The sequence below is a fragment of the Rhodococcus sp. NFXS4 genome, from assembly GCF_058139645.1.
Window position 1 is genome coordinate 453,275 of sequence record NZ_CP192221.1, and the last position, 12,514, is coordinate 465,788.

Below are 12,514 nucleotides of genomic sequence, written 5' to 3' on the forward strand. Positions count from 1 at the left end.
ACCGGGGTTCGGCGGTAGACGAGGGAGTTCGGCGTGGCACAGGAACTGAAGCTGGGATACAAGGCGTCGGCCGAGCAGTTCGGTCCACGTGAGCTCGTCGAGATCGCGGTGCAGGCGGAGGCGTCGGGCATGGACTCGGCGACCGTGAGCGACCACTTCCAGCCCTGGCGCCACGAGGGTGGCCACGCACCGTTCTCGCTGGCGTGGATGACCGCGGTCGGTGAGCGCACGAAGACTCTGCAGCTGGGCACGTCGGTGATGACCCCGACGTTCCGCTACAACCCGGCCGTGATCGCCCAGGCGTTCGCGACGATGGCGTGCCTGTACCCGAACCGGATCATGCTCGGTGTAGGCACCGGTGAGGCCCTCAACGAGATCGCGACCGGATTCGACGGCGAGTGGCCCGAGTTCAAGGAGCGGTTCGCTCGCCTGCGCGAGGCGGTGTCGCTGATGCGCGAGCTGTGGCTCGGAGATCGCGTCGACTTCGAGGGTGAGTACTACAAGACGAAGGGCGCATCGATCTACGACGTGCCCGAGGGTGGCGTTCCCGTCTACATCGCGGCAGGTGGCCCGGTGGTCGCGCGCTACGCGGGACGCAGTGGTGACGGCTTCATCTGCACCTCGGGCAAGGGCATGGAGCTCTACACCGACAAGCTCATTCCGGCCGTCGCCGAGGGTGCGGCGAAGATGGAGCGGCCCGTCGAGGACATCGATCACATGATCGAGATCAAGATCTCGTACGACACCGATGCCGATGCGGCGCTTGAGAACACGCGCTTCTGGGCGCCGCTGTCACTGACGCCGGAGCAGAAGCACTCCATCGACGATCCGATCGAGATGGAGAGGGCCGCGGACGAGCTGCCGATCGAGCAGGTGGCGAAGCGGTGGATCGTCGCCTCCGATCCGGACGAGGCGGTGGAGAAGGTCAAGCCGTACGTCGATGCAGGCCTGAACCACCTTGTCTTTCACGCGCCGGGTCACGATCAGCGTCGGTTCCTGGAGCTGTTCAAGACCGATCTGGAGCCCCGTCTGCGCCGTCTGGGCTGACGACGCCGGAGGACACCGCGCCCGACAGGATCCGGTGCAGCACCGCGGCGTCCTCGTCGCCGAGGTCGGCGAGCGAGTCGGGTACCGGGTCGGTGATCGCGTGTACGCGGTCCATCAGGGCGCGGCCGTCGTCGGTGATCGTGACGCGCTTGCTGCGACGATCGCTGTCGTCGACGGTGCGGCGGACGTAGCCGCGAGACTCGAGTTCGTTGACGCACACCGTGGTCGCCGGTGCGTCCATCGCCGCCGCGGTGGCCACCGCGCTCATCGTCAGCGGTCCGTCGACCAGGCGCCGTAGCACCCGCACCCGGCTGAACGGCATGTCGACCTCGGCCGCCACCCGTCGGCGCCAGGTGTCGCGGTTCTCGAAGACCAGCGAGGTCATCGCGGCCCAGGCCTCGTCTATCAGTCGGCTCCGGCGGTCAGGCACGGGCGGGCTCCGGTGTGCGGAACAGTGCGGCCACGTCGTCCGCGGTCCGCGTGGCCCGCCTGCTCGCGCTGACCAGCCCGAGGCCCGCGACGATCACACCGATGGCGGCCAGAGCCCACCAGACCGTGTGTGTGGAGGCGGCGAACCCCGCGTCGATGCCGGCCGCGGCGCCCGCGGTGGTGAGGCTCCCGCACAGCGCGACGCCGATGCTGACACCGATCTGGCGGCTGGTCGACGCGACCGCCGACGCCGCACCCGCGCGATCGCGGGGCATCCCGCCGACGGCCGCGTTGGTGATGGGGGCGTTGACCAGCCCGAAGCCGACCCCGAAGATCGCGAACATGACCAGCAGTGCGCTGACGGGGGTGGTGGCGGAGAGGCGGGTGAGGGTCAGGCCCGCGACGGCGATGACCACACCGGCGATGGTCATCGAGGGGCGGGCACCCCACCGCGCCACCATCCGCCCGGACAGCGGCGAGCAGATCAGCGTGGCGAGTGCGAGCGGCAGGAAGGACGCTCCCGTGCCGATGGCGCTGAAGCCGCGCACCTCCTGCAGGTACAGCGACATGAGGAACAGGAACGCTCCGTATCCGCCGAAGGCGCACACGGCCACGATCGTCGCCGACGAGAACGGGATGCTGCGGAAGAAGCGCAGATCGATGAACGGATCGACGCGCCTGTTCTCGTAGCGGACGAACGCGACGAACGAGCCGGCGGACAGGGCGAACACCGCGAGGGTGATGGGCGACGACCATCCGAGCGAGGGACCCTCGATGAGGCCGAACACCAGGGAGGCCAGCATGACGACACCGAGCAGCTGACCGACCGGATCGAACGCGCGCACGACGGGCGACCGCGACTCGGGGACGAACACGGCGGCGAGAACGAACGCTGCGAGGCAGACCGGGATGTTGATCCAGAAGACGGACCGCCACCCGGAGATCTCGATCAACAGTCCGCCGAGCATGGGACCGAGGGCCATGGAGATGCCGACCACGGCGCCCCACATACCGATCGCCCGGGCACGCTCGGCCTTCCCGGTGAAGACCTGCGTGATGATCGACATGGCGACGGGGTTGAGCATCGACCCACCGATCGCCTGGATCATGCGCGCGAGGATGAGGACCGGGGCGGTGGGGGCGAGGCTGCAGAGCAGCGAGCCGACGGCGAAGCTGACGAGTCCGATCTGGAAGACACGGCGCCGCCCCACACGGTCCGCGGTGGTGCCGGACAGCAGCAGCAGACTGGCGAGCACCAGTGTGTAGACGTCGATGGTCCACTGGAGCTGGGACACGGATGCGCCGAGTTCGGTGCGGACGGCGGGCAGCGCGACGTTCACGATGGTGGCGTCCATCGACACGATGAGCAGGCTGAGGCAGCACGTGGCCAGCACGATCATCTTGTGACGCTGGTCGAGACCGCCTGACGCGACAGTTGTGGGCACACAAGTATTATGCTTGCGTAGGCTAAGAAAGTGCGGAGTTGTTCCCGGGATCACAGCCCGACCGCGGGACATCGTCTCGGACGACCGCGGCGGCGCGCCCATTAGGCTGAGACCATGGTCGCCGCGCCCGCAGACACGCCCAGTTCGCCCGTCTCCAGCATCTACATCGCGTCGCCCGAGGGGGACACCGGCAAGTCGACCATCGCGTTGGGGCTGCTGCGCATGCTCGGTGCCTCGACGGCTCGGGTCGGTGTGTTCCGGCCGATCGCTCGGTCGTCGTCCGAGACCGACTACATCCTCGAGCTCATGATCGACCACACCACCGCGGACACCACGTACGAGCAGTCGCTCGGCGTCACCTACGACGAGGTGCACGCGGATCCCGACGCCGCGCTCGCCGAGATCGTGCGCCGCTATCACGACGTCGCGTCCCAGTGCGATGCCGTGGTGATCGTGGGCAGCGACTACACCGACATCGCCAGTCCCAGCGAGCTGGGATTCAACGCGCGCGTCGCCGTGAACCTGGGCGCCCCGGTGCTCCTCGCGCTGCGTGGCTCCGAACGCACGCCCGAGGAGATCGCCCACCTCGCCGACGTGTGTCGATCGGAACTGTCGACGCACCGCGCCCATCTGGCCGGCATCGTCGCCAACCGGTGCGATCCCGACGCGTTGGACGACGTCATCGCGCAGCTCTCGACCGAGGACGTGCCGGCGTGGGCTCTGCCCGAGGTACCGCTGCTGGTCGCACCGACCATGGACGAACTGCTGCACGCGATGAAGGGCGAGCTCTACAGCGGCGATGCCGAACTGCTGCAACGGGAGGCCCTGCGCGTGATGGTCGGCGGCATGACGGCCGAGCACATTCTCGAGCGACTCACCGAGGGAGTCGTCGTCATCGCTCCGGCCGACCGCTCCGACGTCGTGCTCGCGCTCGTCAACGCCCACGAGGCCGAGGGGTTTCCGTCGCTCGCCGGCATCGTCATGAACGGCGGACTGACACCGCATCCCATGATCGCCAAGCTCATCGAGGGTCTGCAGCCCCGACTACCGATCCTCACCACCGAACTCGGAACCTTCGACACCGCGAGTGTGGCCGCGTCCACTCGCGGGCGGGTGGCCGTCGGATCGCAACGCAAGGTCGACACGGCGCTGGCGCTCATGGAACGCCACGTCGACGCCGCCGAGATCCTGGGCCGCCTCGACGTCGCGATGCCGTCGGTGGTGACGCCGCAGATGTTCGAGTACCAGCTCATCGACCGGGCCCGCGCCGACCGCAAGCACATCGTGTTGCCCGAGGGGTCGGACGACCGGATCCTGCGCGCGGCCGGACGACTGCTGCAACGGCAGGTCGCGGACCTGACCATCCTCGGTGACGAGGCGGCGATCACGCGCAGGGCCGGGGAACTGGGGGTGGACCTGTCCGAGGCCACCGTGCTGGATCCGACGAACTCGGAGTACACGGACGACTTCGTCGCGGAGTACGTCGAGCTGCGCAAGCACAAGGGCATGACCGAGGACAAGGCCCGCGAGATCATGTCCGACATCTCGTACTTCGGAACCATGATGGTGCACAAGGGCATTGCCGACGGCATGGTCTCGGGCGCCGCGCACACCACGGCGCACACGATCAAGCCGTCCTTCGAGATCATCAAGACCATGGACGGGGTCTCGACGGTCTCGAGCATCTTCCTGATGTGTCTCGCGGACAAGGTGCTCGCCTACGGCGACTGCGCCGTGGTTCCCGACCCCACGTCGGAACAGCTCGCCGACATCGCCGTCTCGTCCGCGGCCACCGCGTCGATGTTCGGCATCGAGCCGCGGGTGGCGATGCTGAGCTACTCCACCGGCGATTCCGGATCGGGTGCCGACGTGGACAAGGTCCGGACGGCGACCGACCTCGTCCGCGACAGGGCGCCGGATCTGCTGGTGGAGGGACCGATCCAGTACGACGCGGCCATCGACCCGTCGGTGGCGAAGTCCAAGCTGCCTGACTCCGAGGTGGCGGGCCGGGCGACCGTGTTCGTCTTCCCCGACCTCAACACCGGCAACAACACGTACAAGGCGGTGCAGCGCAGCGCCAACGCCGTGGCCGTGGGACCGGTGCTGCAGGGACTGCGCAAGCCCGTCAACGATCTCAGTCGAGGAGCCCTGGTGCAGGACATCGTGAACACGGTGGCGATCACCGCCATCCAGGCCCAGTCCGGTACCGACGGTCTCGAGGTCGCGAAGTGAGCACGGTGCTGGTCGTCAACTCGGGATCGTCGTCGGTGAAGTTCCAGGTGGTGGACCCCGACTCGGGAAACAGTGTCCTGCAGGGCATCGTCGAGCGCATCGGGGACGCCGACGGGCGCGTGGCCGTCACCCGCGGCGACGACACGACGGAGAAGACGACCGACATCCCCGATCACGTCACGGGCCTCCGGCTGGCGTTCGAGATGATGGCCGACGCGGGACTGCCCCTGGCGGAGGCGGGTATCACGGCAGTGGGGCATCGAGTGGTGCACGGCGGCACCGTCTTCAGCGAGCCCACCCTCATCGACGACTCGGTCGTGACCACCATCGACGAGCTCAGTGCGCTCGCGCCCCTGCACAATCCGGCCAACCTGCGCGGGATCGAGGTGGCGCGACGGGAGCTGCCCGACGTGCCGCAGGTCGCCGTGTTCGACACGGCGTTCTTCCACACCCTCCCCGCCGCCGCCTCGACGTACGCCATCGATGCGGCCACCGCCGCCGAACACGACATCAAGCGGTACGGGATGCACGGCACGTCCCACGAGTACGTGAGTGGCCGTGTGGCAGAGCATCTGGGACGGTCGCCGTCGGACGTGAACCAGATCGTGCTGCACCTCGGCAACGGCGCCTCGGCATCGGCCGTGCGCGGCGGCGTCGCGGTGGACACGTCCATGGGCCTCACCCCGCTCGAGGGACTCGTGATGGGAACCCGCAGCGGCGACATCGATCCCGGCATCGTGATGCACCTGCGGCGCAGTGCCGACATGGACGTCGATGCCATCGACGAACTGCTCAACCGCCGCTCCGGTATCAAGGGACTGAGTGGTGTCACCGACTTCCGTGAGCTCCGGCGCCTCATCGACGACGGTGACGAGGCCGCGGCTCTGGCCTTCGACGTGTACGTCCATCGCCTGCGGCGCTACCTCGGCGCGTACATGATCGAGCTGGGCCACGTGGACGTCGTCACGTTCACCGCCGGCGTGGGCGAGAATTCGGCCGAGGTGCGCGCAGCGGCCCTGGCGGACCTCGAGATGTACGGGATCGAGCTGGACGAGGAGCGCAATGCCGAGCGCGGCAAGGGAATCCGGGTCATCTCGACGGACGATTCCCCGGTGACGGTCCTCGTGGTGCCCACCAACGAGGAGTTGGCCATCGCCCGCGCCGCGGTGGCCCTGATCGGCTGATCAGAAGAGGGACTTGGGCCGCACCGCGTTGGCCAGGTCCACCAGGGCGAAGCGGTGCGACCGGGTCCGCGCGGTCCGGGCGAGGGATCGCAGGGCGGTCTCGGCGCCCGTCCGGAGGCCGTCCCGCGTGAAGGGCACGCCGAGCAGCGGCACCGTGGACTCGGGCGTGTGCCCGGATTCCATCCATTCGAGCGCGGTGCCCAGGACGACCGTCCGCAGTTGCAGCGCACGGGGTTCGCGCGCCGGCAGCGCCTCGACGCGCCGCGCCGCCTCGTAGAGCGCACCCTCGTCCATGTCGGCCGCGGAGCCGGAGAGCAGTGTGAGTACGCCGGTCATCCGTGCCATCGAGTAGTGCCGTGACGTGGCGGGCACCAGATCGAGAGTCATGATGGCGTCGAGCAGCGCACCCCGTTCCGCGAGCCTGCGGGCGAGACCGAACGCGGCGCTGACGATGGTGCGATCGGTCCGCCACACCGTGGTGTACATCGTCTCGGCCAGGGCGCACCACGTGTCGTGGCCGTCGTCGGAGGTCTGCTGCGCCAACAGTTCCGCCGTCGCCGCGAGCGCGAGCTTGGGTGCGACCTCGCCGGGCATCGCGGAGAGCACCGAGTCGAACTTGTCGGCGGCGTCGACGAAGTTACGGCACAGCAGCGCGATGGTGCCGCGGTGCCAGTCGACACGCCAGTTGCCCGTCACGTCGTCCAGCCTGCGCATCACCTCCGCGGCCGAATCTCCCTCGCCCAGATCGAGATACGCGCGGGCTTCGGTCAGCACCGCTTCCACGGACCCGACGGAGTCGTCGCCCACTGTGCGATCGAGGCCGTTCTCGCGAGCGAGGCGCAGCGAGTCGAGCGTCTGGTGCGGTTCGCTGTGCACGGCCGCGGCGATGAGCTGCGCGCTCGGGTCCGACGTGTCGATCAGGGGGACCGGAAGCGCGGCCACCACGTCGCGCGGATCCAGCCTGGCCACGCGGTGCCGTCCGTCGATGTACACGTCGGTGACGGCGACCTGCTCGTCGGTGCCGAAGGTGGTGCGCTGCGGGCTGAACACCGACGAGAGCGACGGGTGGCTGTCACCCGTCTGCTGCGAGAGGATCTCGCGCAGAACACCACTGAGCTGACTCGCCGCCTCGTCGGCGCTGCGGAACCGGGTGAGCGGGTCGGCGGCCGTCGCGCGTCGGAGCAGCCGGGCGAAGAACTGGTACTCCTGCAGGACGGGCGCGTCCTCCGGGATGCCGTCCACGTACCGCCCGTGCTCCGAGGCGATCTCGAGCGTCAGGACCGCGAGAGTGCGCCCCACGGTGAAGATGTCGGACGCCACCGTGGGTCCGGTCCGCACGATCTCCGGTGCCTGGTACCCGGCCGTACCGTAGAGGTACCCGTAGTCCTCCAGCTGGCTCACCGCGCCCAGGTCGATCAGCTTGATCTGGTCCTGCGTCACCATGACGTTCTCGGGTTTCAGATCGTTGTACGCCAGACCGATGGAGTGCAGGTAGGCCAGCGCGGGCATCACCTCGAGGAGGTAGGCGATGGCTTCCTGCACAGGCAGTTTCGTGCGCGCCGGGTTGTCGGTCATGATCTGGCGCAGCGTGCGACCGCCGACGTACTCCATGACGATGTACCCCGTCGACGACGGCACCTCCTGCGAGCCGGGCGCGAGGGGGCGGGGGTGCTCCACGAAGTTGTAGATCTTGACGATGCCGGGGTGGGTCACCTCGGCGAGGAACTGGCGTTCCGCCATCGCCACCGCGTGTGCCTCGGCGTTGCCGAAGTGCAGCAGGCCCTTGAGCACGACCCAGCGATCGCTGACGTTGCGATCGATGGCGAGGTAGATCCACCCGAGTCCGCCGTGCGCGATACACCCCTGCACCTCGTACTGCCCGGCCACCATCTCACCGGGTTCGAGCAGCGGGGAGAAGTCGAAATGCGTTCCGCACCTGTCGCAGTCACCCGACGGATGGGCGGGCCGGCCGTCGACGCTCCGCCCGACGGGGGCGTTGCACTTCCAGCAGAACCGCTTGCTCTCCGGGACGCGGGGGTCCGACATGACAGCGGTCGCGGGATCGACCTCGGGAATGCGCGGCAGTTCCACCAGCCCACCACCGAGGCGACGACGCTTTCCGGTTCGTACGCGGCGGCTCGGCCGGGAGGTGCGCCCCGTGGTGTCCTCGCGCAGCGCGGCCCGCGTCGCATCGTTCTCCTCGGGGCGCACCGAGGCCCTCGTCGCGTCGGAGTCCTGCTCGCGCAGGGCGGCGCGGGTGGCGTCGGGATCCTCGTCGCGCAACGAGGCCCGGGTCGCCTCGAGATCGGGTTCGGTACTCATGATCAGCCGTTGTAGACGGGAAAGGGCGCGCCGGGAGACGGGCCGAGGACGGACAACCACTGGGTGTAGATGCGGTTCCAGGTGCCGTCGCCGCGAATGCGTTCGAGCGTCCTGTTGACGACGCGCACGAGGTCGTCGTGACCCAGCGTCACGCCGATCCCGTACGGCTCCGCGGCGATGGAGAACCCGACGATCTCCAGGTACGGATCCTGGGCGGCGAGTCCGGCGAGGATCGCGTCGTCGGTGCTGACGGCGTCGACACCGCCCTGCTGCAGCACCACGAGACAGTCCGCCCAGCTGGGCACGCTGACGATCTGGGCACTGGGCTGCAGACGCTGGATGCGCAGCAACGACGTGGTGCCCGCCGCGGCGCACACGCGCCGACCGCCGAGGTCACCGACACCCGTGATGCCCGAGCCCTTGACGGCCAGAACCCGTTGATCCGCCTGGTAGTACACGGTGGAGAAGGTCACCCGTTCGCGCCGGGCACACGTGATGGTCATGGTCTTGACGACGATGTCGACCTCGCCCTCGGCCAGGGCGTCGATCCGCTCGGCGGACGCGAGGATGCGGTACTCCAGCCGGTCCGGGTCCCCGAACAGATCGCGGGCGACCTCGCGGGCGATGTCGACGTCGAAGCCGACGATCTCACCGCTCACGGGATCGCGGAAGCTGAACAGGTTGCTGCCGGTGTCCAGCCCGACGACGAGGCGCCCGCGGGCGCGGATCGCGTCGACGTTCGGAGCGGGTACGGGTGCGCCGTCGGGCGCGGCGTAGTTGGGCCGCAGGCTCGCACGGGGGTCGCCGCAGTCCTCCGCCGGTGGCATCGGTGCGCCCGGGGTGACGCCGGTGGCCCCGTCGGGCAGCGGTTCGGCGACAGTGGCGCGGTCCGGCGCCTCCGGCACCGGCGTGGTGTCCGCGCAGCCGGTCAGGACGAGGATGAGCGCGGCGGCGATCACGGCCGCGCGGCGCATCACAGGTACTCCCGGATACGCGACCACATACCGCCCACGACGGCGAGCACGGCCAGGCCGCACACGATGCCGGTGCCCACGGTGAGGCCGGCCAGCACGCCCGACGCACGCTGGACGTCGTCTCGCAGGGACGCGCGGGACGCCTCGATCTCCTCGACGAGAGCCGAGTCGAGCCGACCGAACACGTCGCTGGAGTCGCCGGCAGCCGTTCCGGTGGCGATGGTGACGGCAGTGTCGAAGTCGCCGACGTCCAGCGACGCGTTCATCCGGTCGTGCGAGCTGGTCCAGAGCGACACCAGCGCACGGGCGTCGTCCATCCGGGGACTGTGCGTGTCGTCGTCGTGCGCGAGTGTGCCGAGGGTGTCGGCGAGGCCGGACACCGCGTCGGAGTACGACTTCTCGTAGTCGGCGAAGCCGCCGCGCCGCGTCATGCCGATGGTCTCATCGGCGCGTGCCTGCTGGGCGAGGATCCGGCTGGTGGTGAGCAGGTCCAGGGGCTCCGCGCCGCGCACCAGAGCGCGGTCGGTGGCGGTCGAGGAGATGAGCCCCGCGACGAGCATCCAGCCGAGCAGCAGTACGACGCCCACCGTGGCACCCGCGAAACCGACGTTGACGGTGCGCTTGGTCTTCCGGCTCAGGAACATCTGCGCGCCGACGAGCACGAGCACGGTGATGCCCAGCACGACGAACGCCGACCAGGGTGGTGTCGCGAACTGGCGCTGCGCATCCGACACGTCACCGGACTTCTCCGCGTGCAGTTCCTCGGCCCACGGCAGGATCGTGTTCTGCATGAGGGTCGACGCCTCGGCCAGATACGCGGAACCCACCGGATTGCCGACGCGGTTGTTCGTCCGCGCGGTCTCGATGATGCCGGCGTACAGCGGCAGGTTCGTGGAGATCGTCGCCAGCAGTTGCCGCGACGTCGCGTCGTCGCTCGCGAGTCCGGTGGACGCGCGGACCACCTCGCCCGCCGCCGCTCCGAGCGAGTCCGTGTACCGACCACGGACGTCGCCGGGTTCCAGACCGCCCGAGAGGAAGGCCGTCGCCGCCGTCGCGTCCGCGACCGACAGCTGCACGTACAGGTTCTGCGCCGCATCGGACAGCGGCTCGGTGCGCGCGAGCAGCAGTTCGAGGGTGCGCTGGCGGTCCGACACCGACAGCGTCGTCACGAGAGCGGTGGTCACGAGCGTCGCGACCACCAGTAGACCCACCGCCAACAGCCGGACGGGAGTGGAACGGAGGAACTCCGACCGTTCGGAGCGGGTGTCGACGGGCGCGCGCAGAGTCAGCGCACTCGTCTGCTGTGACACCTCGACCCCTTCCCGCGCGATCGGTCGCCCTCATGTCCGGATTCGAGCATAGGCCCACCGTGGTCCGAGCACAGGCAACGCGAGGAGCAATAAGGTGGGGGAATGCGGACGGTGAACCATGCGCGGTGACGGGGACGGCTGGGTCTTCAGCAGCGACGGGAGCCGGCACTGGGGACGACACGGCGCGGCCGGTCTGCTGTTGCGGGCTCCGACCGGGTCGGCGGGCTCCGTGGTGTTGCTGCAGCACCGTGCGGCTTGGAGTCATCAGGGCGGGACGTGGGCGCTGCCCGGTGGTGCCAGGGACAGTCACGAGAGCGCCGTCCACGCGGCCGTACGCGAGGCCGGCGAGGAGGCGGGCATCACCGACGACCTGCTGACCGTGCGGGACGAGCACGTCACCAAGATCGAGGACTCGGGGTGGTCCTACACCACTGTGATCGCCGACGCGGAGCGCGAACTCGACACGGTTCCCAACGGTGAGAGCACCGAACTGCGCTGGGTCGCGGAGCACGAGGTGGACTCGCTGCCGCTGCACCCCGCCTTCGCCGAGAGTTGGCCGTCGCTGCGCACCGTGCCCGTCCGAGCCGTCCTGGCCGCCGACGCCCCCGACGACCTCCCGGCGCGCACCGTACGACTCGCCGTCGGCAGCTTCGGGTGGATCGTCGACACCGTGCGGGCCGAGAACGTGGACGCGGCGCTCGCGGCGGTCCGGAACGACACCGACCTGCGCGTCGTCGTCGTGACGGCCGACGACGCGGTGCGCTCGGCGGTTCCCGCCGACGTCACCGTCCTGTCGCCGGACGGACTCTGACGGTCAGACCGACGGCAGCAGATCGAGCAGTCGACGGGCCGCCGCCTCGGGGTCGCGAGCCTGCGTGATCGCCCGCACCACCGCGATGCGGGACGCGCCCGCCTCGAGCGCCTGCGCGACGTTGTTCTCCTCGACCCCGCCGATGACGAACCACGGCCGGGTGGGATGCGATTCGGCGACCTCACGCACGACGTCCAGGCCCGCGGCCGAACGGTTCGGCTTGGTGGGAGTCGCCCACACCGGTCCCGTGGCGAAGTAGTCGACGCCGTCCTCGATGTCGGCGAGCGTGGCCTGTGCCCGGTTCTGCGTGGAGCGCCCGATGACGACGTCCGGGCCCACGATGCGGCGCGCGTAGTGCACCGGCAGATCGTTCTGGCCGAGGTGCAGCACGTCGGCGCCCGAGGCGAGCGCCAGATCGGCACGATCGTTGACGGCCATCAGCGCGCCGTGACGGCGGCACGCGGCGGAGATGACCGCGAGAGCGGCGAGCTCGTCCTTCGCCTCGATGGCGCCGTACTTCTTCTCGCCCGCCGACCCCTTGTCGCGGAGCTGCACGATGTCGACGCCCCCGGACAGCGCCGCGTCCACGAACTTGGCCAGGTCGCCGGTGTCTCGGCGGGCGTCGGTGCAGAGGTACAGACGAGCGGTGGCGAGCCGCTCGCGGGCGGTGGTCCTCGAAGTCGTCACGAGTGTGAATGTAGTACCACCCAGTACTACGGGAAGGCCGGAGGCCGGTCGGGTGGTGGCGGGAAGGCCGGAG

At 69.4% G+C, this 12,514-nt stretch carries 10 protein-coding genes; 4 read left to right on the top strand and 6 right to left on the bottom strand.

Annotated elements, in window-relative coordinates:
• The first annotated feature begins 33 nt into the window (after positions 1-33).
• Positions 34-1,047 (top strand): glucose-6-phosphate dehydrogenase (coenzyme-F420), encoded by a 1,014-nt coding sequence (fgd, locus tag J4E04_RS02125; RefSeq protein ID WP_490149807.1) that lies wholly within the window; start codon positions 34-36, stop codon positions 1,045-1,047.
• Here the strand turns inward: fgd and J4E04_RS02130 are convergent.
• Both J4E04_RS02130 and J4E04_RS02135 read right to left on the bottom strand, forming a co-directional pair.
• Positions 1,007-1,477 (bottom strand): MarR family winged helix-turn-helix transcriptional regulator, encoded by a 471-nt coding sequence (locus J4E04_RS02130; protein WP_490149808.1) that lies wholly within the window; start codon positions 1,475-1,477, stop codon positions 1,007-1,009. The genes fgd and J4E04_RS02130 overlap by 41 nt on opposite strands.
• Positions 1,470-2,921, bottom strand: a complete 1,452-nt coding sequence (locus J4E04_RS02135) for a DHA2 family efflux MFS transporter permease subunit (protein WP_490149809.1) — start codon at positions 2,919-2,921, stop codon at positions 1,470-1,472. Before J4E04_RS02135 ends, J4E04_RS02130 begins: the two co-directional genes overlap by 8 nt.
• 114 nt (positions 2,922-3,035) lie before the next feature.
• Here J4E04_RS02135 and pta point away from each other — a divergent pair, with 114 nt between their 5' ends.
• Positions 3,036-5,153: a phosphate acetyltransferase gene (pta, locus tag J4E04_RS02140; protein ID WP_307097266.1), complete on the top strand. Its 2,118-nt coding sequence runs from the start codon at positions 3,036-3,038 to the stop codon at positions 5,151-5,153.
• Complete coding sequence (locus tag J4E04_RS02145; RefSeq protein ID WP_490149810.1) at positions 5,150-6,337, top strand: acetate kinase; 1,188 nt, start codon at positions 5,150-5,152, stop codon at positions 6,335-6,337. Before pta ends, J4E04_RS02145 begins: the two co-directional genes overlap by 4 nt.
• Here the strand turns inward: J4E04_RS02145 and J4E04_RS02150 are convergent, their stop codons facing one another.
• The 3 genes from J4E04_RS02150 to J4E04_RS02160 are packed head-to-tail and all read right to left on the bottom strand — an operon-like array spanning position 6,338 to position 10,943.
• Positions 6,338-8,659 (bottom strand): serine/threonine-protein kinase, encoded by a 2,322-nt coding sequence (locus J4E04_RS02150; RefSeq protein WP_490149811.1) that lies wholly within the window; start codon positions 8,657-8,659, stop codon positions 6,338-6,340.
• A 2-nt stretch (positions 8,660-8,661) separates the two neighbouring features.
• Positions 8,662-9,633: a glutamate ABC transporter substrate-binding protein gene (locus J4E04_RS02155; RefSeq protein ID WP_027506227.1), complete on the bottom strand. Its 972-nt coding sequence runs from the start codon at positions 9,631-9,633 to the stop codon at positions 8,662-8,664.
• Positions 9,633-10,943, bottom strand: coding sequence for a GlnX family signal transduction membrane protein (locus tag J4E04_RS02160; RefSeq protein ID WP_051613449.1), 1,311 nt, complete (start codon positions 10,941-10,943; stop codon positions 9,633-9,635). The genes J4E04_RS02155 and J4E04_RS02160 overlap by 1 nt, the downstream gene beginning before the upstream one ends.
• A gap of 118 nt (positions 10,944-11,061) precedes the next feature.
• Here J4E04_RS02160 and J4E04_RS02165 point away from each other — a divergent pair, with 118 nt between their 5' ends.
• Positions 11,062-11,754, top strand: a complete 693-nt coding sequence (locus tag J4E04_RS02165; protein WP_222646304.1) for an NUDIX hydrolase — start codon at positions 11,062-11,064, stop codon at positions 11,752-11,754.
• A 3-nt stretch (positions 11,755-11,757) separates the two neighbouring features.
• Here the strand turns inward: J4E04_RS02165 and thiE are convergent, their stop codons facing one another.
• Entirely contained in the window at positions 11,758-12,441 is a 684-nt protein-coding gene (gene thiE / locus J4E04_RS02170) for a thiamine phosphate synthase (protein WP_056442251.1), read from the bottom strand.
• Between the last annotated feature and the right edge of the window lie 73 nt (positions 12,442-12,514).

Excerpts from the sequence above, each read along its gene's own strand:
- pta (WP_307097266.1), top strand. The coding sequence starts at position 3,036 with ATGGTCGCCGCGCCCGCAGACACGCCCAGTTCGCCCGTCTCCAGCATC.
- J4E04_RS02150 (WP_490149811.1), bottom strand. The coding sequence starts at position 8,659 with ATGAGTACCGAACCCGATCTCGAGGCGACCCGGGCCTCGTTGCGCGAC.
- J4E04_RS02155 (WP_027506227.1), bottom strand. The coding sequence starts at position 9,633 with ATGCGCCGCGCGGCCGTGATCGCCGCCGCGCTCATCCTCGTCCTGACC.
- J4E04_RS02165 (WP_222646304.1), top strand. The coding sequence starts at position 11,062 with ATGCGCGGTGACGGGGACGGCTGGGTCTTCAGCAGCGACGGGAGCCGG.